Source organism: Microbacterium sp. NPDC090225 (assembly GCF_044772365.1).
Lineage (GTDB): Bacteria > Actinomycetota > Actinomycetes > Actinomycetales > Microbacteriaceae > Microbacterium.
In genome coordinates this window covers 1,013,665-1,036,083 of record NZ_JBIVYS010000001.1, presented here as the reverse complement: position 1 = coordinate 1,036,083, position 22,419 = coordinate 1,013,665, and the positions used below count along the sequence as shown (strand labels likewise).

At 70.2% G+C, this 22,419-nt stretch carries 25 protein-coding genes; 15 read left to right on the top strand and 10 right to left on the bottom strand.

Annotation, left to right across the window (positions count from 1 at the left end):
* A complete protein-coding gene (locus ACIQTT_RS05065; protein ID WP_402786884.1) occupies nucleotides 1-549 on the bottom strand; it encodes a helix-turn-helix domain-containing protein in 549 nt (182 codons plus the stop codon).
* A 105-nt stretch (nucleotides 550-654) separates the two neighbouring features.
* Between ACIQTT_RS05065 and ACIQTT_RS05060 the strand changes: the two genes are divergently transcribed.
* The 7 genes from ACIQTT_RS05060 to ACIQTT_RS05030 all read left to right on the top strand — a co-directional run bounded on the left by ACIQTT_RS05060 (nucleotide 655) and on the right by ACIQTT_RS05030 (nucleotide 5,556).
* A complete protein-coding gene (locus ACIQTT_RS05060) occupies nucleotides 655-1,374 on the top strand; it encodes an AzlC family ABC transporter permease (protein WP_402786881.1) in 720 nt (239 codons plus the stop codon).
* Nucleotides 1,371-1,685 carry an AzlD domain-containing protein gene (locus ACIQTT_RS05055; protein WP_402786878.1) on the top strand — a complete coding sequence of 105 codons (315 nt, stop codon included), beginning with the start codon at nucleotides 1,371-1,373 and terminating at the stop codon, nucleotides 1,683-1,685. Before ACIQTT_RS05060 ends, ACIQTT_RS05055 begins: the two co-directional genes overlap by 4 nt.
* A 25-nt stretch (nucleotides 1,686-1,710) precedes the next feature.
* A complete protein-coding gene (locus ACIQTT_RS05050) occupies nucleotides 1,711-2,088 on the top strand; it encodes a histidinol dehydrogenase (RefSeq protein ID WP_402786875.1) in 378 nt (125 codons plus the stop codon).
* A 9-nt stretch (nucleotides 2,089-2,097) separates the two neighbouring features.
* Nucleotides 2,098-2,418, top strand: a complete 321-nt coding sequence (gene fdxA / locus ACIQTT_RS05045) for a ferredoxin (protein ID WP_042542002.1) — start codon at nucleotides 2,098-2,100, stop codon at nucleotides 2,416-2,418.
* 10 nt (nucleotides 2,419-2,428) lie between these two features.
* Nucleotides 2,429-3,541, top strand: coding sequence for a succinyldiaminopimelate transaminase (dapC, locus tag ACIQTT_RS05040; protein ID WP_402786872.1), 1,113 nt, complete (start codon nucleotides 2,429-2,431; stop codon nucleotides 3,539-3,541).
* Nucleotides 3,542-3,758: 217 nt separating this feature from the next.
* Nucleotides 3,759-5,054, top strand: a complete 1,296-nt coding sequence (locus tag ACIQTT_RS05035) for a citrate synthase (RefSeq protein WP_402786870.1) — start codon at nucleotides 3,759-3,761, stop codon at nucleotides 5,052-5,054.
* Between the two features lie 10 nt (nucleotides 5,055-5,064).
* Complete coding sequence (locus tag ACIQTT_RS05030; protein ID WP_402786868.1) at nucleotides 5,065-5,556, top strand: SRPBCC family protein; 492 nt, start codon at nucleotides 5,065-5,067, stop codon at nucleotides 5,554-5,556.
* 18 nt (nucleotides 5,557-5,574) lie between these two features.
* On the opposite strand, the gene ACIQTT_RS05025 is transcribed toward ACIQTT_RS05030, so the two are convergent.
* Together ACIQTT_RS05025 and dapD are read right to left on the bottom strand one after the other, a co-directional pair.
* Complete coding sequence (locus ACIQTT_RS05025) at nucleotides 5,575-6,978, bottom strand: DEAD/DEAH box helicase (RefSeq protein WP_402786865.1); 1,404 nt, start codon at nucleotides 6,976-6,978, stop codon at nucleotides 5,575-5,577.
* Between the two features lie 251 nt (nucleotides 6,979-7,229).
* Nucleotides 7,230-8,171: a 2,3,4,5-tetrahydropyridine-2,6-dicarboxylate N-succinyltransferase gene (dapD, locus tag ACIQTT_RS05020; RefSeq protein ID WP_402786862.1), complete on the bottom strand. Its 942-nt coding sequence runs from the start codon at nucleotides 8,169-8,171 to the stop codon at nucleotides 7,230-7,232.
* Nucleotides 8,172-8,257: 86 nt separating this feature from the next.
* Here dapD and dapE point away from each other — a divergent pair, with 86 nt between their 5' ends.
* The 3 genes from dapE to ACIQTT_RS05005 all read left to right on the top strand — a co-directional run bounded on the left by dapE (nucleotide 8,258) and on the right by ACIQTT_RS05005 (nucleotide 10,797).
* Entirely contained in the window at nucleotides 8,258-9,331 is a 1,074-nt protein-coding gene (gene dapE / locus ACIQTT_RS05015) for a succinyl-diaminopimelate desuccinylase (RefSeq protein WP_402786860.1), read from the top strand.
* Nucleotides 9,313-10,530 (top strand): hypothetical protein, encoded by a 1,218-nt coding sequence (locus tag ACIQTT_RS05010; RefSeq protein WP_402786857.1) that lies wholly within the window; start codon nucleotides 9,313-9,315, stop codon nucleotides 10,528-10,530. Before dapE ends, ACIQTT_RS05010 begins: the two co-directional genes overlap by 19 nt.
* Before the next feature lie 93 nt (nucleotides 10,531-10,623).
* Nucleotides 10,624-10,797 carry a DUF3117 domain-containing protein gene (locus ACIQTT_RS05005; RefSeq protein WP_017203323.1) on the top strand — a complete coding sequence of 58 codons (174 nt, stop codon included), beginning with the start codon at nucleotides 10,624-10,626 and terminating at the stop codon, nucleotides 10,795-10,797.
* Nucleotides 10,798-10,880: 83 nt separating this feature from the next.
* Here ACIQTT_RS05005 and ACIQTT_RS05000 read toward each other — a convergent pair whose 3' ends face one another.
* Nucleotides 10,881-11,519: an O-methyltransferase gene (locus ACIQTT_RS05000; RefSeq protein ID WP_402786854.1), complete on the bottom strand. Its 639-nt coding sequence runs from the start codon at nucleotides 11,517-11,519 to the stop codon at nucleotides 10,881-10,883.
* A gap of 89 nt (nucleotides 11,520-11,608) precedes the next feature.
* On the opposite strand from ACIQTT_RS05000, the gene ACIQTT_RS04995 reads away from it, so the two are divergent.
* Nucleotides 11,609-11,980, top strand: coding sequence for a Sec-independent protein translocase TatB (locus tag ACIQTT_RS04995; RefSeq protein WP_402786851.1), 372 nt, complete (start codon nucleotides 11,609-11,611; stop codon nucleotides 11,978-11,980).
* Between the two features lie 27 nt (nucleotides 11,981-12,007).
* Here ACIQTT_RS04995 and ACIQTT_RS04990 read toward each other — a convergent pair whose 3' ends face one another.
* Genes ACIQTT_RS04990 through ACIQTT_RS04980 form a run of 3 tightly spaced genes read right to left on the bottom strand, consistent with a single transcriptional unit; the run spans nucleotide 12,008 to nucleotide 14,966 of the window.
* Nucleotides 12,008-13,129 (bottom strand): Mrp/NBP35 family ATP-binding protein, encoded by a 1,122-nt coding sequence (locus ACIQTT_RS04990; RefSeq protein WP_402786848.1) that lies wholly within the window; start codon nucleotides 13,127-13,129, stop codon nucleotides 12,008-12,010.
* Entirely contained in the window at nucleotides 13,126-13,695 is a 570-nt protein-coding gene (locus ACIQTT_RS04985) for a DUF1003 domain-containing protein (RefSeq protein WP_402786845.1), read from the bottom strand. The genes ACIQTT_RS04990 and ACIQTT_RS04985 overlap by 4 nt, the downstream gene beginning before the upstream one ends.
* Nucleotides 13,695-14,966, bottom strand: coding sequence for a magnesium transporter MgtE N-terminal domain-containing protein (locus tag ACIQTT_RS04980; protein WP_402786843.1), 1,272 nt, complete (start codon nucleotides 14,964-14,966; stop codon nucleotides 13,695-13,697). Before ACIQTT_RS04980 ends, ACIQTT_RS04985 begins: the two co-directional genes overlap by 1 nt.
* Nucleotides 14,967-15,052: 86 nt before the next feature.
* Here ACIQTT_RS04980 and ACIQTT_RS04975 point away from each other — a divergent pair, with 86 nt between their 5' ends.
* Nucleotides 15,053-15,775, top strand: a complete 723-nt coding sequence (locus tag ACIQTT_RS04975; protein WP_402786841.1) for a general stress protein — start codon at nucleotides 15,053-15,055, stop codon at nucleotides 15,773-15,775.
* Nucleotides 15,775-16,443: an alpha/beta family hydrolase gene (locus tag ACIQTT_RS04970; protein WP_247955870.1), complete on the top strand. Its 669-nt coding sequence runs from the start codon at nucleotides 15,775-15,777 to the stop codon at nucleotides 16,441-16,443. The genes ACIQTT_RS04975 and ACIQTT_RS04970 overlap by 1 nt, the downstream gene beginning before the upstream one ends.
* Nucleotides 16,444-16,454: 11 nt before the next feature.
* On the opposite strand, the gene ACIQTT_RS04965 is transcribed toward ACIQTT_RS04970, so the two are convergent.
* Together ACIQTT_RS04965 and ACIQTT_RS04960 are read right to left on the bottom strand one after the other, a co-directional pair.
* A complete protein-coding gene (locus ACIQTT_RS04965) occupies nucleotides 16,455-17,867 on the bottom strand; it encodes an aminopeptidase P family protein (protein ID WP_402786838.1) in 1,413 nt (470 codons plus the stop codon).
* Nucleotides 17,868-17,903: 36 nt separating this feature from the next.
* Entirely contained in the window at nucleotides 17,904-18,926 is a 1,023-nt protein-coding gene (locus ACIQTT_RS04960; RefSeq protein WP_402786835.1) for an endonuclease/exonuclease/phosphatase family protein, read from the bottom strand.
* A 100-nt stretch (nucleotides 18,927-19,026) separates the two neighbouring features.
* On the opposite strand from ACIQTT_RS04960, the gene ACIQTT_RS04955 reads away from it, so the two are divergent.
* Both ACIQTT_RS04955 and ACIQTT_RS04950 read left to right on the top strand, forming a co-directional pair.
* Complete coding sequence (locus ACIQTT_RS04955) at nucleotides 19,027-19,902, top strand: PHP domain-containing protein (protein WP_402786832.1); 876 nt, start codon at nucleotides 19,027-19,029, stop codon at nucleotides 19,900-19,902.
* 68 nt (nucleotides 19,903-19,970) lie between these two features.
* Nucleotides 19,971-20,837: a DUF817 domain-containing protein gene (locus tag ACIQTT_RS04950; protein ID WP_402786829.1), complete on the top strand. Its 867-nt coding sequence runs from the start codon at nucleotides 19,971-19,973 to the stop codon at nucleotides 20,835-20,837.
* 46 nt (nucleotides 20,838-20,883) lie between these two features.
* Here ACIQTT_RS04950 and ACIQTT_RS04945 read toward each other — a convergent pair whose 3' ends face one another.
* Nucleotides 20,884-22,407 (bottom strand): DEAD/DEAH box helicase, encoded by a 1,524-nt coding sequence (locus ACIQTT_RS04945; RefSeq protein WP_402786826.1) that lies wholly within the window; start codon nucleotides 22,405-22,407, stop codon nucleotides 20,884-20,886.
* Between the last annotated feature and the right edge of the window lie 12 nt (nucleotides 22,408-22,419).

The following is a 22,419-nucleotide window of genomic DNA, read 5'->3' as shown; positions in this document are numbered from 1 at the left end:
TCAGCGCAGCTCGGAGATGAGCACGGCGCTCGTGCCCGGGGCCGTGGCCTCGAAGACGTGCGGGGCGTCGCCCGGGTAGGTGAGGTAGTCGCCGGGGTTCAGCAGCGCGGCCGTCTCGGCGGGGCCGACCCTCGCCTGCCCCGACATCAGGACCACGTGCTCGATGGTCCCGGGGTGGTGCGGGTCGGAGCGTCGAGCCTCGCCCGGTTCGGCGGAGATCAGATACAGGTCGCGCCGCGCGCCGGGGGGAGATGCGGCCAGGAGGGTGGCGCTGTATGCGGCGGCCGAGGAGGGCACGCCGGTGAGGTCTTCGCGGCGGATGAGGGTGGGCCCGCTCTGGGGCGGATCCACGAACACGGCGAACGGCACGTCGAGCGCGACGCCCAGCGCCCAGAGCGTTTCGACGCTCGGGTTCCCGGCACCGCTCTCGAGCTGCGAGACCGTGGCCTTCGAGACGCCGGCCCGCCGGGCGAGTTCCGAGACCGAGAGGGTCGCGGCTTCACGCTCCCGGCGCAGTGTGCGGGCGATGCGGGTACGGAGATCCTCCATGTGTTCATCATGTCAAACGATCGTTCGCTTGACTAGCCGTTGTCGGTTGTTCAGAATGATGATCATGTGTTCATCGCAGCGAACGATTTCTGTGGGGATCGCGTCGTGACCGCCGAACGCGAGGTCTGGCGCGAGGCCCTCGGTGTCGTGCTGGCGACGAGCGCGTACGGCATCTCCTTCGGCGCGCTCGCCGTCGCGGCGGGGCTCGACGTCTGGCAGACCTGCGTTCTGAGCCTGCTCATGTTCACGGGAGGCTCGCAGTTCGCCTTCGTCGGCGTCTTCGCCGCCGGCGGTCTCGCGGCGCTCCCTTCGGCGATCGCCTCGGCGGTGCTCCTCGGCGTGCGCAACGTCGCCTACGGCATGCGCATGTCGCCGGTCATCGGGGGAGGGCCCGCGACCCGTGCGCTCGCCGCCCACTTCACCATCGACGAATCGACCGCGGTCGCGATCGCCCAGAGCGATCCCCGCCTGCGTCGGGTCGGGTTCTGGGTCACCGGCATCGGGATCTTCGTCGGCTGGAACATCACCACCCTCATCGGCGCACTCGTCGGCAACGTGCTCGGCGATCCGAAGGATTGGGGCCTGGATGCCGCGGCGGCAGCCGCTTTCCTGGCACTGCTGTGGCCGCGCCTCCAGCGACGCCAGGCGATCGCGGTCGGGATCGCCGCCGCGGTCGTCGCCGCCGCGCTCACGCCCTTCCTCCTCCCGGGGTTGCCGGTGCTCGTCGCGGCCGTCGTCGCCGTGATCGTCGGGTGGTTCAACTGGCTGGGGCGCCCGGCATCCGATGTCGGCGGAGCGGATGCCGATGAGAAGGGGGCCTCATGACCCTGTGGAGCGCGATCCTGCTGGCTGCCCTCGTCTGCCTGTCGCTGAAGGCCGTCGGGTATCTCGTGCCGCCGAAGGTGCTCGAGGCGCCGAAGCCCGCGCGCATCTCCGACCTGCTGACCGTCGCCCTGCTCGCCGCGCTCGTCGCGGTGCAGACGCTCGGCGACGGCCAGGCGATCGTCGTCGACGCCCGCGTGCCGGCGCTGCTCGTCGCGGGAGGCCTGCTGTGGCTGCGGCAGTCGTTCCTCGTCGTGGTGTTCGCGGCGGCGCTCACCGCCGCTCTGCTGCGCCTGTTCGAACTCGCGGCCTGACCGCGCGTAGGATCGGAGGGTGCGGGTGAGTCGGTGGTCGAGAGTTCTGTCGTGGGTCGCGTCGGCCCTGGTCGGCGGCGTCTACGGTGTCGCCGGCACGATCGCGCACAGCCAGACCTGGGGCCCGATCCCGACCGGCATGATCGTCGGAGCGATCGCATGCGCCGCGATCCTCGTCGCCATCCGCGTGCTCACCCATGACCGCGGCTCCGCGGTCGCGGCCGGCCTCGGGATGGTGGGCATGCTCCTCCTGATCTCCGGCCGGGGACCCGGCGGATCCGTCGTCGTCGAGAACACGCTCGCGGGGCAGATCTGGACGTACCTGATCGCCGCGATCGTTCTCGTCGTCATCGCGTGGCCGTCGTTCCGGTCGGTGCCCGTCGCCACGGAGGCGGAGAAGTAGACTGGACGGGTGACGTATGTGATCGCCCTCCCGTGTGTCGATGTGAAGGACCGAGCCTGCATCGACGAATGCCCCGTCGACTGCATCTACGAAGGCGAGCGCTCCCTCTACATCCACCCGGACGAATGCGTCGACTGCGGCGCCTGCGAGCCCGTGTGCCCCGTCGAGGCGATCTACTACGAGGACGACCTGCCCGATGAATGGCAGGACTACTACAAGGCGAACGTCGAGTTCTTCGACGAGGTCGGCTCGCCCGGAGGCGCGGCCAAGGTCGGCGTCATCGCGCACGACCACCCGATCATCGCGGCCCTGCCGCCCCAGGGCGAGTAGGTCGGCGCCCGTGAGTGTCCGCGACCTCGCCGACTACCCCTGGGATGCCGTCGTCCCCTTCCGCGAGCGGGCGTCGGCGCACGCCGGCGGGCTCGTCGACCTCTCCGTCGGTTCGCCCGTCGACCCCACTCCTGAGATCGTCCGGCGTGCTCTCGCCGAGGCGACCGACGCGCACGCCTACCCGCAGACCGTCGGCACCCCGGCACTGCGCGAGGCGATCGTCTCCTGGTACGCCCGCCGGCGCGGCGTCGACGACCTCACGGTCGCGAACGTGCTCCCCACGATCGGCTCGAAGGAGTTCGTCGCGCTCCTACCGACCCTCCTCGGTCTGGGGGAGGGCGACATCGTCGTGCACCCCGAGGTCGCCTACCCGACCTACGACGTCGGAGCGCGCGTGGTCGGAGCGACACCGCTTCCCGCCGATGATCCGGCGGACTGGCCCGAGGGCACAAAGCTGATCTGGATCAACTCCCCGGGCAATCCCGACGGTCGTACCTGGACGGTCTCCGAGCTGGCCGCAGCCGTGCGCCGTGCACGTGAGTTGGATGCCGTCATCGCCAGCGACGAGTGCTACGCCGAGCTCGGCTGGGACGGTGACTGGGCTACCGAGGCGATCCCGTCGATCCTCGATCCCCGCGTGACCGGGGGATCGCGCGCCAACCTGCTCAGTGTCTACTCGCTGAGCAAGCAGTCGAACCTCGCGGGCTACCGCGCCGCGTTCGTCGCCGGATGCGCGCGCATCGTCGGTGACCTGCTGACGGCGCGCAAGCACCTGGGCCTCATGCCGCCCGAGCCCGTGCAGCACGCCATGGCGGTGGCGCTGGGCGACGACGAGCACGTGGCCGTCCAGAAGGAGCTCTACCGCGAGCGACGGGATCTGCTGCGCCCGGCGGTGGAGGCCGCCGGTTTCCGTCTCGACGGCTCCGAGGCAGGTCTCTACCTCTGGGTGACCGAGGGCCGTGACGCCTGGGAGTCGATGGCCCGACTCGCCGACCTCGGCATCCTGGCGGGCCCCGGCCCGTTCTACGGAGCGGCGGCGGCCTCGCACGTGCGTCTCGCGCTGACGGCGCCGACGGACCGCATCGCCGAGGCCGCGCGACGACTTCTCGCCGCCGGATCGTAGAGAATCTGTAGGTTTCCCCCTCTCAGCGTCGATCCGTTTGGCGGATGCGACAGTAGGCGCACGGGCCTACTAGGCTGTAAAGGCGATTCGGTCGTGACCCGACCTGGCGCTGTGCGCCGTGCGATCGCCCGCTCCGATGAGATCAGGTTCCAAGGATGACCGATCTGCTCGGGGCGAGACGAGACAGACTACGGGCAGAAACCCCAAGGAGGTCCGCGTGAGTGCAGCGGCAGACCAGCAGGCCACGGCGAAGCTGACGATCGGTGACACGACCGCCGAGTTCCCCGTGCTGCAGGGCACGGCGGGCCACAACAGCATCGACTTCTCGACGCTGACCCGTCAGACCGGCTACACCGGGCTCGACTACGGGTTCGTGAACACGGCGTCGACGAAGTCCGACATCACCTTCATCGACGGAGACAAGGGCATCCTGCGCTATCGCGGTTACCCGATCGAGCAGCTCGCCGGTCGCACCAGCTACCTCGAGGTCGCCTGGCTGCTCATCTACGGCGAGCTTCCGTCGGAGACCGAGCTGGCCGAGTTCGACGAGAAGATCCGTCGCCACACGCTGCTCCACGAAGACCTCAAGCACTTCTTCTCGGCCCTGCCGCACACGGCGCACCCGATGTCTGTGCTGTCGTCGGCCGTCGCCGCCCTCTCGACCTACTACGAGGGCCAGACCGACCCGCACAACCCCGAGCACGTCGAGATCAACACGATCCGCATGCTCGCGAAGCTCCCGGTGATCGCGGCGTACGCGCACAAGAAGAGCGTCGGCCAGGCCTTCCTCTACCCCGACAACTCGCTCGGCTTCGTCGAGAACTTCCTGAAGCTCAACTTCGGCGTCAACTCCGAGCCGTACGAGATCAACCCGGTCATGTCGAAGGCCCTCGAGCTGCTGCTGATCCTGCACGAGGACCACGAGCAGAACGCATCGACCTCGACCGTGCGCCTGGTCGGCTCGACCGGTGCGAACCAGTTCGCCTCGGTGTCCGCCGGCATCCAGGCGCTCTCCGGGCCCCTGCACGGCGGAGCGAACGAGGCCGTGCTCACGATGCTCGGCCAGATCCGCGACTCGGGTCAGAGCGTCTCGCGCTTCGTCGAGCGGGTGAAGAACAAGGAAGAGGGCGTGAAGCTGATGGGCTTCGGGCACCGGGTGTACAAGAACTACGACCCGCGCGCCAAGCTCGTCAAGGATGCAGCCGACGAGGTTCTCGCCTCCCTCGGCGTCACCGACCCGCTCCTCGACCTCGCGAAGGAGCTCGAGGAGATCGCTCTCGCCGATGACTACTTCCGCGAGCGTCGCCTCTACCCGAACGTCGATTTCTACACCGGCGTGATCTACAAGGCGATGGGCTTCCCCACGCGCATGTTCACGGTGCTGTTCGCCATCGGCCGTCTGCCGGGCTGGCTGGCGCAGTGGCGAGAGCTGCAGCTCGACCCGCAGACCAAGATCGGGCGCCCCCAGCAGCTGTACACCGGGTCGCCGGAGCGCTCCTACCCGAACCGCTGACACCACGCCGATGCCCGTCGTCAGCGCCGAGGCTTTCGTCCCGGTCGATCCGGCGACGGCGTTCGCGGTGTCGCAGACGACCGGTGCGGTGCGCCGGCGCTGGGACGGTTTCATCAGTGAGCAGCATTTCCTCGACGGTGCGCAGAGCGCCGCGAAGGGCGTGCGCACCTTCACGCGCCAGCGGTTCGGTCTGTCGATGGTGAGCCGCTACGTGTCGTACGCTCCGCCCACGAACGTGGGGATGGTCATGGAGGCCGGCCCCTGGTTTTTCGAGAAGCTGGGCGGTGGCTGGCGCTTCGTCGCCGCAGCCGACGGTTCGGGCACGATCGCGACGTGGAAGTACAACTTCTCGTGCCGCCCGGCTTGGCTCGCGCCGGTGGCCGAACGCGTCGGCGGGGTGATCCTCGGTTTCGAGATCCGGCGGCGCCTCGCAGGGTTCGTCGCCGGATGCACAGACCCCGAGGTCATCCGTTCCGTGCGGAACGGGACCCCGGGGTCGTAGACGTGCGGATGCTGCGGGTCAGCGTCCCTGCGAACCGCGGCCGCCCTGGCGGGACTGACCGCCCTGGCCGCCCTGGCGACCCTGGCCGCCCTGGCGGGCGAAACCGCCGCCCTGGCTCTGGCCCTGGCCGCCACCGGAACGGGGGCGACGACGGCGTGCGGGCGGGTTCGCCGCTCCGCTGCGCTCGCCACCGGCGGGACGCTGCTTGGAAGCCTGGCGCTGCGGGGCCTGCACCGGGACGGGGCGCACGTGCGGTGCGCGCTCCGGGACGAGCTCGGTCACGGCGCCGGCGGTGACGTCTTCGAGAGGAGCGACGATCGCGGCCTTGCGGAGCAGGTCCTTGACGTCGCGGCGCTGCTCGGGAAGCACGACGGTGACGACGGTACCGGCGGCACCGGCGCGGGCGGTGCGGCCCGAGCGGTGCAGGTACGCCTTGTGCTCCATGGGCGGGTCGACGTGCACGACCAGGTCGACGTTGTCGACGTGCACGCCACGGGCCGCGACATCGGTCGCGACCAGCACGCGCACGCCGCCGTCGGCGGGATCGGACGAGAACGCGCCGAGGTTGCGCTCACGCGCGTTCTGCGACAGGTTGCCGTGCAGGTCCACGGCGGGGATGCCCGCTGCGGTGAGCTGCTTGGCGAGCTTCTTCGCCTGGTGCTTGGTGCGGGTGAACAGGATGCGGCGACCGGTGCCGGACGCGAGCTCGCGCACGAGGGTCGTCTTGTTCTCGGTGGAGTCGACGACGAGCACGCGGTGCGTCATCTCGCCCACGGGGACGCTCTCCTCGTCGACCTCGTGGCTGACGGGGTTCGAGAGGAAGCGGCGGGCGAGCGAATCGATACCGCGGTCGAGCGTCGCGCTGAAGAGCAGACGCTGGCCGCCGGCCGGTGTCGCGGTGAGGATGCGCGTGACACCGGGCAGGAAGCCGAGGTCGGCCATGTGGTCGGCCTCGTCCAGAACGGCGACCTCGACTGCGCTGAGTCGCACGATCTGCTGCTTCATGAGGTCTTCGAGGCGGCCGGGGCACGCGACGACGATGTCGACGCCGCCGCGGAGCGCCTGCTCCTGCGGGCGCTGGCTGACGCCGCCGAAGACGGTGGTCACACGCAGGCCGGCGGCCTCGGCGAGGGGGGAGATGGTCGCGGCGATCTGCGTCGCGAGCTCGCGGGTCGGGGCGAGCACCAGGCCGCGGGGGAGACCCGCGCGGCGCTGCTTGCCGGACGCGGCGAGGCGGGCGACGAGGGGGAGCGCGAAGGCGATGGTCTTGCCGCTGCCGGTGCGTCCACGACCGAGCAGGTCACGGCCGGCGAGCGAGTCGGGGAGGGTGTCGCGCTGGATCGCGAAGGCTTCGGTCTTGCCGGAATCGGCGAGAACGGCGGCGAGTTCGGCGGGAACGCCGAGTTCGAGGAAAGTAGGCATGGATGACTCCGTCCGTACGCGAGAAGACACGCACGATAGTGGGCTGAGGTGGGCGACGGCGCTCGCAGGGGGCGTGCGCATCGGTTCGCCGTGCGAAAGGCCAGCAGATCGCTGGTGGTGGGAGCCGGGTGACTCGCTTCGGTCCTCAGAGACCCCGTGACGACGACGACGTTGGCGAGCTCGTGCTCGGGCAACGGACACAGTCTATCAGCGCCCGCTCCTCGGCGGCCGCAGGTGGGGATGACCGCGCGTCAGGCGTGCAGCGCCTCGTTGAGGGTGACGCCGACGCCCGCGCGACGCACGGCCTCGACCGCGCCGCTGATCGAGTTGCGGCGGAACAGCAGTCCGTTCTGCCCCGACAGCTCGGCGCCCTTCACGCTGGTGCGGGTGCCCTCGGCCGTCACAGGACCGTCGACGAGCACGATCTTGGTGCCGGCGGTGACGTAGAGGCCCGCCTCGACCACGCAGTCGTCGCCCAGCGAGATGCCGATACCGGCGTTCGCGCCCAGGAGCGTGCGCGACCCGATCGAGACGCGGTGCGAGCCCCCGCCCGAGAGAGTTCCCATGATCGATGCGCCGCCGCCGATGTCGCTGCCGTCGCCCACGACGACGCCCTGCGAGATGCGGCCCTCGACCATCGAGGCCCCGAGGGTGCCCGCGTTGAAGTTGACGAAGCCCTCGTGCATCACGGTGGTCCCCGGCGCGAGGTGGGCGCCGAGGCGCACGCGCGAGGCGTCGGCGATGCGCACGCCCTGCGGCTGCAGGTAGTCGGTCAGGCGGGGGAACTTGTCGAGTCCCTGCACCTGGATTCCCGCGCGCTGGAGCTGCGGACGCAGGCGGGCGGCATCGGCGGGGAGCACGGGCCCGGCGTTCGTCCAGGCGACGTTCGGCAGGTGCCCGAAGATCCCGTCGAGGTTCAGCTCGTTCGGGCGCACGAGCAGGTGCGAGAGCGCGTGCAGGCGCAGGTAGGCGTCGGCGGTCGAGGCCGGAGCGGCATCGAGGTCGATCTCGAGCCGCACGGGCTCGACGGTGACGTTGCGCCGCGCGTCGGGGCCGGTGAGTCCGTCGAGATCTGCCGCGGCATCCGAGGGCAGGGCGCCGGTGCCGAGCGCGGCGAACCAGGCGTCGAGAACCGTGCCGTCGCCGGCGATGGTCGTGAGTCCGATTCCCCACACGGTGCGCGCATCAGTCATGCCTCCACGGTACCGGCTCCCACGATACGCCCCGGCCCGTATGACCACCGTGCGGTTCCAGTGCGTCGAGGTCATAGGCTGGGGGCATGGTGCTCGATCTGACCGCATCCTCTCTCGACCTCACGCGCGCGATCTGCGACATCGCGAGCGTCTCCGGAGACGAGAAGACCCTGGCCGATGCGATCGAGCAGGCGCTCGCGCCGCTCGATCACCTCGAGGTGATCCGGCACGGCAACACGATCGTCGCCCGCACCGATCTCGGTCGCGCTCAGCGCGTGGCGATCGCGGGTCACATCGACACCGTCCCGATCAACGACAATCTGCCCACGCGTCTGATCGACGTCGACGGCGAGGCGTACCTCTGGGGCCGCGGCACGGTCGACATGAAGGCAGGCACGGCCGTGCAGCTCAAGCTCGCCGCCGAGCTCACCGACCCCGTCATCGACATCACCTGGATGTGGTACGACAACGAGGAGGTCGAGGCCTCCAAGAACGGACTCGGTCTGCTCGCCGCCGTGCGTCCCGATCTGTTCGTCGCCGACTTCGCGATCCTCGGAGAGCCGTCCGACGGCGAGGTCGAAGGCGGATGCAACGGCACCATGCGCGCGATCGTGCGCACGAGCGGCGTCCGCGCGCACAGCGCACGCGCCTGGATCGGCGAGAACGCGATCCACCGCGCGGCTCCCATCCTCACCCGCCTGGGAGAGTACCGGGCGCGCGAGGTGCTGGTCGAGGGCCTTCTGTATCGCGAGAGCCTCAGCGCCGTGCGTATCAGCGGCGGCGTCGCCGGCAACGTCATCCCCGATGCCTGCGAGGTCGAGATCAACTACCGGTTCGCCCCGAGCAAGTCGGCGGCGGATGCCGAGGCGCACGTGCGCAGCGTGCTCGCCGGCTTCGACCTCGAGGTCACGGATTCGGCGGAGGGTGCACGTCCCGGCCTCGATGCGCCGATCGCGCAGCAGTTCGTGGCCGCCGTCGGTGCGGAGCCGCGGCCCAAGTACGGCTGGACCGATGTCGCCCGGTTCTCGGCGCTCGGCATCCCCGCGGTCAACTACGGCCCCGGTGATCCCCATCTCGCCCACCACGACGAGGAGCGCGTCCCCGTCGCGCAGATCGACGCCGTCGAGCGGGGACTGCGGGCGTGGCTCAGCTCGCACTGAGCGCCGCGCGTCGGTGGGCGCAGATGCCGCTCCCGCTGCGCATCGCCGTCATCTATCTGCTCGCCCGGCTCGTCACGACGGGCTTCCTGCTGTTCGCGGCATCCGCCTCGACCTCGCTGTCGCGCTTCGGAGCGGATGCCGGTCTGGCCGACTTCGTGCTGGGCTGGGATGCGCAGTGGTACTGGCTGGTCGCGGAGAGCGGCTACCCATCGACGCTCGAGCTGACGGATGCGGGCACCGTCGTCGAGAACCAGTGGGCCTTCATGCCGGTCTTCGCCTACGCGGCGAAGGCGCTCGGGTTCCTCTTCGGTTCGTGGGGGGTCGGGGCGTTCCTGCTCTCGTTCGTGGCCGGATACCTCGCCTGCCTCGCCCTGCATCGGCTACTGCGCGATCGGATCGGATCCTCCGCGGCGCTGTGGGCGGTGGTGTTCTTCGCGGCGGGACCGCTCGCGGCGATGTTCCAGGTGGGATACGCCGAGACGCTGTTCCTGCTCCTGCTCTTCCTCGCGTTGGATGCGGTGATCCGGCGCCGATACGTCTGGCTCTACGTCCTGCTGCCGATCATGGCGTTCACCCGCCCCGGCATCCTCGCCTTCGCGCTGCTGCTGGGCTTGCACGGCATCGCCCGATGGGTGAACCGCCGCCGCGAACCGCTGACGACCGTCGAGATCGTGCACATCGTCTCCACGGCGGCGCTGGCGACCGTCGCCGGGTTCTCGTGGCAGGTGATCGCCGGTCTCGTCACGGGCGACACGGGGGCGTACCTCGCCACCGAGCTCGCCTGGCGGCAGCACTGGATCAGCGGGGGCGTGGCCGGGTTCGTACCCTTCGAGGGCTGGATCCAGGCGTCGCAGTTCTGGTTCGCGCAGTGGGGCATCCCCGCGTGGTGGGGGCCGATCGGACTCGTGGTGATCGTCGTCGCGACCGGGCTCGCGCTCCTGCGCTCGCCGCAGGTGCGGGCGCTCGGGCTCGATCTGCGGCTCTGGAGTGCGAGTTATCTGCTGTATCTGCTGGCCGTGTTCTTCCCGCAGTCGAGCACCTTCCGGCTGCTCCTGCCCATCAGTCCGCTCTGGGGAGCGGTGGCGGTACCGCGCTCACGGATCTGGCGGTTGAGCGTGTTGGCGCTGTGCCTCGTGGGTCAGGGCGTGTGGATCTTCTTCGTCTACGCGCTCGGGAACACGTTCTGGCAGGTGCCGTGAACATGAAGAATCGATGCATTTCTTCACAGGTGACGCTCAGGTCGCGGCGACACCGATAAACTCTTCCCATACCACCGAGGAAAGGAAGCCGCGATGGCAGCGATGAAGCCGAGGACCGGGGACGGCCCCATGGAGGCCGTGAAAGAAGGACGACTCATCATCGTGCGCGTTCCGCTCGAAGGAGGAGGCCGTCTGGTCGTCTCCGTGAACGACGCCGAGGCCAAGGAGCTTCACGACGTGCTGGCAGCCGTCGTGGCGCCGGCCTGAGTCACCCCGATCCGTCTCGACGGATCAACCGAAGGAGGCGGCGGATCATCTGATCCGCCGCCTCCTTCGTCTGTCGGGGAGCGTCAGTCGCGCTCGGCGACGCTGATCAACTGCAGCAGGCCCTCACCGGCGGATGACACGGTCGCCAGCACCGCCGACGACTCCTGGGTCTCCTGGATCAGCGAGCGGTAGCCCGTGGTGACCTCGTCGCGGGCGACCGGGTCGGCCACGCGGCCGCCGGCGAGAACGCGGGGGACGAGCACGATTCCGCCGCGACGGACGAGGCGCAGTCCGTGCTCGACGTAGTCGATGACGTTCTCGGGATCGGCGTCGACGAGAACGATGTCGTAGGCGTCCTCGTTCATGCGGGGGAGCACATCGGCGGCGCGCCCCGTGATGAAGCGGGCGCGGGTGGCCGGGATCTTCGCGTCGGAGAACGACTGGCGGGCCGCGGCGAGGTGCTCGGGCTCGTTGTCGATCGAGGTGAGTACGGCCTGCGGCGCGCCGCGCAGCAGCCAGAGTCCGGAGACTCCGGCACCGGTGCCGATCTCGACGATCGAGCGGGCGGCGGTCGCGGCGGCGAGCACGGCGATCTGCGAGCCGACGGCGGTGCTGATCGGCGCCGCTCCGAGCTCGACACCGTGCGCACGGGCGCGGGCGATCGCATCGGGTTCCCTGAGGGACTCACGGATGAAACGTGCGTTCGCGTCGTGTTCGCTCATGACCTGATCCTCCCGTCCACGCTGTGACTCCTCCCAGCGTATGGGCTCGGTGCGCACGCGGAGCGCAGGCGCGGCGGTAGCCTGGAGAGATGCAGTTCGGGTTGACCTTCGAGAAGCTATTGCTGATCGGTCTCATCGCGGTGCTCATCGTGGGTCCCGAACGTCTTCCGCGCATGGCAGAGGGCTTCGCCAAGGTCGTGCGCCGGGTGGGCGAGTACCTGCGCGATACGCGCACCCGCGTGCGCGATGAGATGGGGCCCGAGATCGACGACGTCGATTGGCGCAAGCTCGATCCCCGTCAGTACGACCCCCGCCGCATCATCCGCGACGCGCTGCTCGAGGAGCCGACTCCTCCGACGCACCCGATGGCAGCAGCCGTGATCGCCGAGCCCGAGCCGCGCACGCCGCCGCAGAGGTTCACTCCCGGCGAGTTGCCGCCCTTCGATCTCGAAGCCACCTGACCACCTGCCGCCGCCCGGCGGCAGGCCTCAGCTCAGCGACATCGGGAGGGGTCGGCCTGCGAGACCGCGTCCCTGTCCTGCGAGCGAGCGCGCGAGCGAGCGGATGGCCGTCGCTGCGGCATCCGGTTCGGCATCCAGCACCACCGGCGAGCCCACGTCGCCGCCGGCGCGCAGCGCGGGGCTGAGCGGGATCGACGCCAGGAGCGCGACGTCGGCACCGTCGGAGGACAGCGCTTCGGCGACGGCCGCCCCACCGCCCGTACCGAACAGATCGACCACGGTGCCGTCGGGAAGGGTGAGACCCGCCATATTCTCGACCACCCCGATCACGCGCTGACCGGTCTGGCGGGCGACGAGTCCGCTGCGGATCGCGACTTCGGCGGCGGCCGCCTGCGGGGTCGTCACCACGAGCACCTCGGCGTGGGGCAGCAGCTGTCCGATCGAGATGGCGATGTCTCCGGTGCCCGGAGGCATGTCGATCAGCAGGATGTCGAGGTCACCGAAGTGCACGTCGGTGAGGAACTGCGACACGGTGCGGTGGAGCATCGGCCCCCGCCAAGCGACGACGCCCTCGCCCTCGCGCAGGAACATGCCGATCGAGATGGTTTTCACACCGTACGCGACCGGCGGCAGCATGAGGTCGTCGATGCGGGTCGGCTGCGTGCCCACGGGGATGCCCAGCAACCCGGGGATCGAGAACCCGTGCACGTCCGCATCGACGAGACCGACCGCGAGGCCGAGGTCTGCGAGGGCGACGGCGAGGTTCGCGGTGACGGTCGACTTGCCGACCCCGCCCTTGCCGCTCGAGACCAGGATCACGCGGGTCAACGAGTCCGGGCCGAAGGGCATCTGCCGGGGCGCCCGGCCGTCGCGCAGCTTCTCGGTCAAGCGCTTGCGCTCTTCAGGAGTCATCACCCCGACCTCGACGTCGACGGCGTCGATGCCGGGAACGGATGCCGCGGCACGGCGCACGTCGGACTCGATCTTCGTCGCGGCGGGGCACCCGACGATCGTCAGGACGATCCCGACCCGGGCGCTACCGCCCTCCACGACGATGTCGCGCACCATGTCGAGGTCGCCGATCGGACGCCGGAGTTCCGGATCCGAGACCGCGGCGACCGCACGACGTACGTCATCGGCGGAGGTCATGCGCGCGGACGACGCGGAGGTCTCGTCGCCACCGGCCCCGTGGTCGGTGCGGGAGCGGGCGCCGACGCCTCGGGCTCCGCGTCGTGCTCGCCGAGGTCGGCGAGCAGCGCCTTGAGCTCCTGTCGCAGCACGTCACGCGTGACGACGTGGGCGTTGCGCTCCTCGAGCGCCATGCGCAGGGCCACGATCTCGCGGGCGAGGTACTCGGTGTCGGCGAGGTTCCGCTCGGCGCGCTGGCGGTCCTGCTCGATCTGCACCCGGTCGCGGTCGTCCTGCCGGTTCTGCGCGAGCAGGATCAGCGGCGCCGCGTACGAGGCCTGCAGGGAGAGCACGAGCGTCAGAGCGGTGAATCCGAGGGCGGCGTCGTCGAACCGGAGGCTCGTGGGTGACATCGTGTTCCACACGATCCACAGGATGCAGAACAGGCTGAGGATCAGCAGGAACGCCGGGGTGCCCATCGCGCGGGCGACCCACTCGGTGAACCGTCCGAACCGGTCGCGCGAGGTCGGACGCTGACGCGTCGTGCCGCGCCCGAGCGGGGCGTCGAGGCGGGGGGAGCGGGCCATCAGCGCACCTCCGTGGTCGTGTCGTCCGACACCTCGTCGACGTCGTGCGTGCGCCAGTCGTCGGGCAGCAGGTAGTCGAGCACGTCGTCGACGCTGATCGCGCCGACGAGCCGGTGCGCGGCATCCACGACGGGCAGTGAGACGAGGTCGTAGCTGGCGAGCAGGCGGGCGACCTCGGCGGCGGAGGCCGTGGCCGACACCGGCTCGAGGCTGTCATCGACGATCGCGCCGAGGCGCTCGTGGGGCGGGTAGCGCAGCATCCGCTGGAAATGCACGACACCGAGCAGGCGGCCCGTCGGCGTCTCGAACGGGGGAAGGGTCACGAACACCGCGGCCGCGAGGGCGGGGTGAAGCTCATGCCGCCGGATCAGTGCGAGCGCTTCGGCGACGGTCGCGTCGGCGGAGAGCACGATGGGCTCGGGCGTCATGAGTCCGCCGGCGGTGTCGGGGCCGTAGCGCAGCAGCATGCGCACGTCCTCGGCCTCCTCCGGCTCCATGAGCTCGAGGAGGTGCTCCAGGCGGTTCGGGGGGAGCTGGGCGAGCAGATCGGCCGCGTCGTCCGGTTCCATCTGGTCGAGGATGTCGGCGGCGCGCTCGTCGCCGAGCCGGTCGAGGATGTGCACCTGCTCGTCCTCGGGCATCTCCTCCATGGCGTCGGCGAGGCGGTCGTCGGACAGCTCTTCGGCGACCTCGATCATGCGCTGCTGCGGCAGATCGAGGAGGGTGTTGGCGAGGTCGGCCGCGTGCAGCTCGGAGTACGACGCGACCAGTTGCTCGGCGGACTGCGACTCCCCGGGTGCGCGCTGCTCGGTGACCTCGCTCCAGGCGGCGAACGTGGTCGACCCCTTCGCGAACGGTGAGGCGCTGGTCTTCGGCTTCCGGAGGAACAGCTGGCTGACGGCCCACTCGCCGAGTCGGTTCGGCTCGATGGCGACGTCTTCGATGACGGCCGTGCCGCTGCCATCGGCGAAGCTGACGCGGCGCCCGAGCATCTCCGCGAGGACGCGCACCTCGCCGGCGCGCGGCGAGAAGCGCCGCACGTTGATGAGGCCGGTGCTGATGACCTGGCCGGAGCGGATCGAGGTGACCCGACCGATCGACAGGAAGACGTGGCGACGGCCCGGGATCTCGACCACGAGTCCGATCACGCGGGGGGCCGCGGTACTTCGGTACACGATGACGACGTCTCGGACCTTGCCGAGCCGGTCGCCCACGGGGTCGAAGACGGCGCAGCCTGCCAGGCGCGCGGCGAATACCCGTTGTGTGCTCACTCGTCCAGCGTAGTCCGCGCGGCCCCCGGCGTCCCGCGGATCGACGCTCCGAGGACGCGCGCATCGCGGCGTGGGACAATGGGCGGATGAGCATGCTCAATCGACCCGTGAACAGCGCCGACACCGGAGAGATGGTCGCGTCGACCCGCGACTACGCGACCGCGCAGAAGACCGTGTCGACGCTGATCGCCGCCGAGATCCCCGCCCGTGACATCGCGATCGTGGGCCAGGGCGTCCGCACGGTCGAGCGGATCACCGGTCGCCTCGGCTACGCGACGGCCGCGCGTTCCGGCGCGGTGAACGGCGTGCTCATCGGGCTCTTCCTCTCGGCGATCCTGGTGATCGGCAACCCCGAGGTCCCGATCCAGCTCTTCCTGGGCTTCGTGCTCATCGGCGTGGCGATCGGCATGATCCTCAGCCTCGTGACGTTCGCGATCGTCCGCCGTCGTCGCGACTTCGCGAGTGTGACGCAGCTGGCGGCCGACCACTACGAGGTCACGGTGCTGCCGGCGTCGCTGGCGAAGGCTCGTCAGGCGCTGGGGACCGCCCGCCAGGCGCCCGTGCGCCCGCCGGTCGATCTCGACGAGCCCCCGCGCTACGGCGAGCGGATCACGCCGGGGAGCCAGGGCCAGGCGCCCGTGCCCTCCGGCGAACCGGTGATCCCGCCGCGGCCCGCCGCTCCGGTCGCTCCCGGAGCAGACGCGCCGACCGCGCCCGAGGGCGCCGAGCCCGGCGACACGGAGCAGGGCAAGCCCGCGAAGCCGGGCGAGGGCGACGCTCCCGCTGCAGGTACGCCCGAGCCCGCCTGATGCTCGCATCCGGACGCTCGTCGTTCGAGGTCGCCCTGCCCGCAGGTGGCACGCAGGTCTCGGTCGAGCGCACCCCGGGCGAGGGTCGTACGACGATCCTGATCGCGCACGGTGCGGGCGCCGGAATGGACCACCCGTTCCTCACCGGGCTCGCCGCGGCGTTGACGGAGGCCGGGTTCTCGACCGCTCGGTTCAACTTCCCCTACGTGGAGCAGGGACGGCGGATGCCGGGCCCCGCCGCGCACGCGATCGCGACGTGGCGCGCCGCCGTCGCCGCGGAGCGGGAGCTCGACCCGACGGCGCGGATCATCGCGGCCGGCAAGTCGTACGGCGGCCGGATGGCCTCGATGGCCGTGGCCGAGGGACTCGACGTCGACGCTCTCGTCTATCTCGGCTATCCGTTGCACCCGCCGGGCGCCCCCGAGAAGCTGCGCGCCGAGCATCTGCCGGCGATCGCCGTGCCCCAGCTGTTCATCGAGGGCTCGAACGACCCGTTCATCCAGCCGCTCACGCAGTTCGAGGAGGTCGTCGAGACCTGCCGGGATGCGCGCGTCGCCTGGATCGACGGCGGAGGTCACAGCTTCGAGGTGAAGGGGCGCAAGCGTCCGGCATCCGATATCGGTGCCGGGCTCGCGCCCCTCCTCGTGGACTTCGCCGCCCGGATCTGACTCCCGAGAGATCAGCTCTGGACGCGGGCGATCCAGGCCTCGATCTCGTCGGCCGTGCGGGGGATGCCGGCCGAGAGGTTGACGGGGCCGTCCTCGGTCATGAGGATGTCGTCCTCGATGCGCACGCCGATCCCGCGGAGCTCGGCGGGGACGGTGAGATCGTCGATCTGGAAGTACAGGCCGGGCTCGATCGTGAACACCATGCCCGGGGCGACGATGCCGTCGTAGTACATCTCGCGGCGGGCCTGGGCGCAGTCGTGCACGTCGATGCCGAGGTGGTGCGAGGTGCCGTGCACCATGTAGCGGCGGTGCTGGCCGCCGGCGTCGGCGTCGAGGGCCTCCTCGGCCGTGACGGGGAGCAGACCCCACTCCGCGACGCGAGCGGCGATCACGGTCATGGCCGCGGCGTGGATGTCGCGGAAGCGCACCCCGACCTTCGCGGCGGCGAAGGCGACGTCGGCCGCTTCGCGCACGGCTTCGTAGACACGGCGCTGCACATCGGTGAACGTGCCGGAGACGGGCAGCGTGCGGGTGATGTCGGCGGTGTAGAGGCTGTCGGCCTCGACACCGGCGTCGACGAGGATCAGATCGCCGGGCACCACGGCGCCGTCGTTGCGGGTCCAGTGCAGGTAGCAGGCGTGGGGCCCGGAGGCGGCGATGGTGTCGTATCCCTCCCCGTTGCCGTCCTCGCGCGCCCGGCGGTGGAACACGCCCTCGACGACGCGCTCGCCGCGCGCGTGCGCCACGGCGGAGGGGAGCTCGCGGATGATGTCGTCGAAGCCGGCGGCGGTGATCTCGACCGCACGTCGCATCTCGGCGATCTCGAAGTCGTCCTTGATGAGGCGCAGCTCGGAGACCGCACGGGTCAGCGCCTCGTCCTCATCGAGCACCAGCTCGCCCTCGGCCGGCGCGAACTCGGCCAGGTGCGCGGTGGCGAGGGCGAGGTCGGCGGCGACACCGGCCAGCGAGGGGCGCGGTCCGATCCAGAACTCTCCGACGGTGGCGTCGGCGTAGAACTCGGTCGTGGTGCGGTCGGCACGCTCGCGGAAGTACAGGGTCACGTCGTGACCGTCGTCGGTCGGGTCGAAGACGAGCACCGAGTCGGGCTCGGTGTCGGATGCCCAGCCGGTGAGGTGCGCGAAGGCGGAGTGCGCACGGAACACGTAGTCGGTGTCGTTGCTGCGCTGCTTGAGGGAGCCCGCCGGGATGACGAGGCGCTTACCGGGGAACGCGGCCGAGAGCGCGGCGCGGCGCACGGCGGCGTAGGGTGCCTGCTCGCGCGCGCCGGGAAGCGTCTCGGGACGCTCGGCCCACCCGGTCGAGATGGTGTCGAGGAAGCCCTGCGGGAACGGCTGCTTGCGATTCGTGTTGCTGTTCTCGACGTCGGGTTCGGCGATCGTGTCGCGTTCTGCTGCGGTGCTCATCCCTCAAGTCTCTCACTCGGGGATGCACGCCGCCTCTCAGCCGGCGGGCTCGAGCTGCACCACGAGGGCACGGTGATCGCTGCCGCCGGCGTCGTCGAGCACGACCGAACCGGTGGGCGTCCAGTTCTGCGAGGCCATCACATGATCGATCGGCGCGCCCGCCAACGGGGGCAGCGAGCTGGGCCAGGTTCCGACGACTCCGTTGCCGGTGCGCGAAGCGACATCGCGGCAGTACCCGATGTCACCGCCCTCGATGCCGAGACCGGCCATGTGGTCGATCGTCGCGTTGAAGTCGCCCGCGAGGATGAAATCGCCCGCGGGGCACTGGTCGGCGATCCACTGGAGATCGGACTGCCACTGCTGCATCTCCTCCACGCGGGGCGCCACGGCGTGCACCGCCACGACCGTCGGCCCGCTCCCATCGACCGGCATCAGCACGACGCTGGGCACCGAGCCGGTGTTGCTCGTGCCGTCCTGCGACGATTCGATGACCGAGTACTCCCCGAGGTCGGGGGAGACCAGGACGGTCGTCTGCCAGGACTGCGGGCCGTCGGGCACGTCGGGGCGGAACTGCACGTGGTGCACCCACATCGGATGCCCCTGCTCCCGCAGCATGAGCGCGATGCGCTCGCCCACGGCCTCGGTCGTCTCGGGGAGGGCGACGATATCGGCGCCCTGACCGAGGATCTCCTCGGCGATCTGATCGGCCGACACCGCCTCCCCGGCGGTGTTCCAGGTCAGAACGCGGACGCTCGTCTCCGTCTTGTCGGGCAGACCGGTCGTGCCGAATCCGCGCGTCGCTCCGATGATGCCTGTCGCTCCGGCTCCGAGCAGCGCGACGATGAGGATCGAGGCGGCGAAGCCGCGCAGGGGCCGGGCGAGGAGGAGCAACAGCGCGAGGAGTGCGATCACGACGAAGATGCCCAGCACGACGCCGCGCGCCGCGACGACCTGCGCGAAGGGATAGGTCTGCTCCAACCGGAAGAACTGCGGCCACACCACGACGGCCGTGGCGGCGGCGAACAGCACGGTGATCAGGATTCCGAGGAGGCGAAACATCCCCTCCAGCCTAGGAGCGCCGCCTGTGAAGTCCCTGCCGCGACAGGCCGGGCTCGGCGCCCGCGCGCCCGGCCTCCGCCGCGCTCGGTACGCTCGGAGGATGTCCCCTGAGCACTCCCGTCGATTCGTCGGTCCCGCCGACCTGCATCTGCACTCGAATCACTCCGACGGAACCGAGGCGCCGGCCGAGGTCGTGCGTCAGGCGCACGCTTACGGACTGCGCACGATCGCGCTCACCGACCACGACCGCACGACCGGCTGGGAGGAAGCGGCCGAGGCGACGGCGGCGCTGGATATGACCTTCCTGCCGGGGATGGAACTGTCTGCGAAGCACGAGTGGCGCAGTGTGCACGTGCTGGGGTATCTGTTCGATCCGGACGACGCGGCCCTGCGGGCGGAGACGGATCGCATCCGCGGCGACCGGATCGGCCGGGCCGAGCGGATCGTCCGCAGCATCGGCCGCGACTACGACCTGCATTGGGACGACGTTCTCGCCCAGACCACGCCGGACGCCACGGTCGGCCGACCGCACATCGCGGACGCACTCGTCGCCCGCGGAATCGTCCGCGACCGCACCGAGGCGTTCGACGGCATCCTGCATCCGCGCGAGGGTTACTACGAACCGCACTACGCGCCCGATCCGCTCACCGCCGTCCGGCTCATCACGGATGCCGGGGGAGTGGCGATCATCGCCCACCCGGTGACCTCCGGTCGCGACCGCATGATGCCGATGTCGTTCCTGGAGCGGCTGATCGATGCGGGGCTCGGCGGTTTCGAGATCGACCACCGCGAGAACACCGAGGCGGGCAAGACCCTGCTGCGTGACCTCGCCGCTCGCCGAGACCTCATCGTCACCGGCTCCAGCGACTACCACGGCAGCGGCAAGCCGAACCGGCCGGGCGAGAACACGACGAGCGACGAGATGGTGGAACGACTGATCGCGCGCGCCTCCGGTACCACACCGCGCTACCCCTGACGGGGCTTCCCGGGATACTGGCGGTCGACTCCCGGCGCTCTCGCCGTCGTCGTCGATACGCTCGCCCGATGCAACGCGCCACCTCGCTCGAGCGCCGCATCGACGCGGCCGCTCATCGACTTCTCCGCGACGCCCCGGCGAACGGCATCCGCTCGTTCCTCGTCGAGTTCGCCGTCTTCGTGCTCAAGCAGGCATGGGCGTGCATCTTCGGCGCGGCGCTCCTCGTCGTGATCGTCGCGGCGCGGCTCTGGTACCCCGATGACGCTCTCCTCGCCCGGAACGACGCCCTGACGATCGCCGCCGTGCTCATCCAGGTCGCGATGCTGGTGTTCCGGCTAGAGAGCGGACGCGAACTCTGGGTCATCCTGCTCTTCCATGTCACCGGCACGGTCATGGAGCTGTTCAAGACCGATGTGGGTTCGTGGGCGTATGCCGCCGACGGCATCCTGCGCATCGGCGGGGTGCCGCTGTTCAGCGGCTTCATGTACGCCGCGGTCGGCTCGTACATGGTGCGCGTCTACCGCCTGTTCGACCTCGGATTCACGCGCTACCCACGACGCTGGCTCACCGCACTCGTCGCCGTGGGGATCTACGCGAACTTCTTCACGCACCACTACTGGTGGGATGCACGCTGGGTGCTGCTGATCGCGGTCGTGGCGTTGTGGCTTCCGACGGTCATGCACGCGCGAGTCCGGCGACGCACGCTGCGAATCCCGTTGCTGCTCGCGTTCGCCGGTGTCGCGGTGTTCATCTACTTCGCCGAGAACATCGGCACCCTCGCCGGTGCGTGGGCGTACCCGGATCAGGCCGACGGCTGGCAACCCGTCTCGCCGAGCAAGCTCGTGTCGTGGTTCCTGCTCATGATTATCTCGGTCGTGCTCGTGACCTGGGTGTATCCGCCGAAGGTCCCGACGCAGGTCCGCGCCGAGAAATGACGAAGGGGCGGATGCCGCAGCATCCGCCCCTTCCTCAGAGAATGACTCAGGCGCCGGCGACCGGTGCCGCGCCCGCTCCGCCGGAACCTCCGCGACGACGACGGCGACGGCGAGCCGGGGCGGGCTTGCCGTCGTGGTGCTCCTTGCCCGCACCATCGTGCGTTCCGGCGCCCTCAGCGCTGCGATCGGCGGCGGGGGCGCTGTCGCCCTCGCCCGAGGCCGCAGGCGCCGCGCCCTCGGTGAACGTCGAACCGACGGGGTTCGATCCTCCGCGACGGCGACGACGGCGGCGCGTGCCGCCCTCGTCGGTACCCTCGGCCGCGGCATCCGCAGCGCGCTCGGGGCGCGGGGTGCGCGGGGGGCGAGTCGACTCCGCCTTCGGCGCCGAGACGAGACGGCCCTTCGTGCCGGCGGGGATGTCGAGGTCCTCGTACAGGTGCGGGCTCGACGAGTACGTCTCGACGGGCTCCGGCTGACCGAACTCGAGGGCGCGGTTGATCAGCGCCCACTTGTGCAGGTCCTCCCAGTCGACGAACGTGACCGCGATGCCGGTCTTGCCCGCGCGGCCCGTGCGGCCCGCGCGGTGCAGGTACGTCTTGTCCTCGTCCGGGATCGTGTGGTTGATGACGTGGGTGACGTCGTCCACGTCGATGCCGCGGGCGGCGACGTCGGTGGCGACCAGGACGTCCTTCTTGCCGGCCTTGAACGCCGCCATCGAGCGCTCGCGCTGATCCTGGCCCATGTCGCCGTGCACGCCGCCGACGTTGAAACCGCGGTCGCCCAGCTCGTCGACCAGTCGCTGGGCCGCACGCTTGGTGCGGGTGAAGATCACGGTCTTGCCGCGGCCCTCGGCCTGCAGGATTCGGGCGATGACCTCGTCCTTGTCGAGCGAGTGCGCGCGGTAGACGAGGTGCTTGATGTTCGCCTGCGTGAGGCCCTCGTCAGGGTCGTTGGCGCGGATGTGGATCGGGTTCGTCATGAAGCGACGGGCCAGCGCCACGATCGGGCCGGGCATCGTCGCCGAGAACAGCTGGGTGTGGCGCACGGCCGGCACCTTCTGGAAGATCTTCTCGATGTCGGCGAGGAAGCCGAGGTCGAGCATCTTGTCGGCTTCGTCGAGTACGACCTCGGTCGCGTTCGACAGGTCGAGCAGACGCTGGCCGGCGAGGTCGATCAGACGACCGGGCGTGCCGACGACGATCTGCGCTCCGGCCTTGAGCTGGTCGATCTGACCCTCGTACGCCTTGCCGCCGTAGATGGCGACGACGCTGGTCGAGCGGTTGCTGGTGAGCAGGTCGATGTCCTCGTAGACCTGCACCGCGAGCTCGCGGGTCGGCACGACGATGAGTGCCTTCACCCCGTGCTCGGGGTCGAGCCCGAGGCGCTGGACGACGGGGATGCCGAAACCGAAGGTCTTGCCGGTACCGGTCTTCGCCTGGCCGATGATGTCCTGGCCCGGGAGGCCGAGGGGGATGGTCTGCTCCTGGATGGGGAACGCGTCGACGATGCCCTTCGCAGCGAGTGCGTCGACGATGTCCTGATCGATCCCGAGGTCGGAGAAAGTAGTCACTGTATTCAGATT

Coding starts and splice junctions, on each gene's coding strand:
- ACIQTT_RS05065 (WP_402786884.1), bottom strand. CDS start 549: ATGGAGGATCTCCGTACCCGCATCGCCCGCACACTGCGCCGGGAGCGT.
- ACIQTT_RS05055 (WP_402786878.1), top strand. CDS start 1,371: ATGACCCTGTGGAGCGCGATCCTGCTGGCTGCCCTCGTCTGCCTGTCG.
- ACIQTT_RS05030 (WP_402786868.1), top strand. CDS start 5,065: ATGCCCGTCGTCAGCGCCGAGGCTTTCGTCCCGGTCGATCCGGCGACG.
- ACIQTT_RS05025 (WP_402786865.1), bottom strand. CDS start 6,978: ATGCCTACTTTCCTCGAACTCGGCGTTCCCGCCGAACTCGCCGCCGTT.
- dapD (WP_402786862.1), bottom strand. CDS start 8,171: ATGACTGATGCGCGCACCGTGTGGGGAATCGGACTCACGACCATCGCC.
- dapE (WP_402786860.1), top strand. CDS start 8,258: ATGGTGCTCGATCTGACCGCATCCTCTCTCGACCTCACGCGCGCGATC.
- ACIQTT_RS05005 (WP_017203323.1), top strand. CDS start 10,624: ATGGCAGCGATGAAGCCGAGGACCGGGGACGGCCCCATGGAGGCCGTG.
- ACIQTT_RS05000 (WP_402786854.1), bottom strand. CDS start 11,519: ATGAGCGAACACGACGCGAACGCACGTTTCATCCGTGAGTCCCTCAGG.
- ACIQTT_RS04995 (WP_402786851.1), top strand. CDS start 11,609: ATGCAGTTCGGGTTGACCTTCGAGAAGCTATTGCTGATCGGTCTCATC.
- ACIQTT_RS04990 (WP_402786848.1), bottom strand. CDS start 13,129: ATGACCTCCGCCGATGACGTACGTCGTGCGGTCGCCGCGGTCTCGGAT.
- ACIQTT_RS04985 (WP_402786845.1), bottom strand. CDS start 13,695: ATGGCCCGCTCCCCCCGCCTCGACGCCCCGCTCGGGCGCGGCACGACG.
- ACIQTT_RS04975 (WP_402786841.1), top strand. CDS start 15,053: ATGAGCATGCTCAATCGACCCGTGAACAGCGCCGACACCGGAGAGATG.
- ACIQTT_RS04970 (WP_247955870.1), top strand. CDS start 15,775: ATGCTCGCATCCGGACGCTCGTCGTTCGAGGTCGCCCTGCCCGCAGGT.
- ACIQTT_RS04965 (WP_402786838.1), bottom strand. CDS start 17,867: ATGAGCACCGCAGCAGAACGCGACACGATCGCCGAACCCGACGTCGAG.
- ACIQTT_RS04960 (WP_402786835.1), bottom strand. CDS start 18,926: ATGTTTCGCCTCCTCGGAATCCTGATCACCGTGCTGTTCGCCGCCGCC.
- ACIQTT_RS04955 (WP_402786832.1), top strand. CDS start 19,027: ATGTCCCCTGAGCACTCCCGTCGATTCGTCGGTCCCGCCGACCTGCAT.
- ACIQTT_RS04950 (WP_402786829.1), top strand. CDS start 19,971: ATGCAACGCGCCACCTCGCTCGAGCGCCGCATCGACGCGGCCGCTCAT.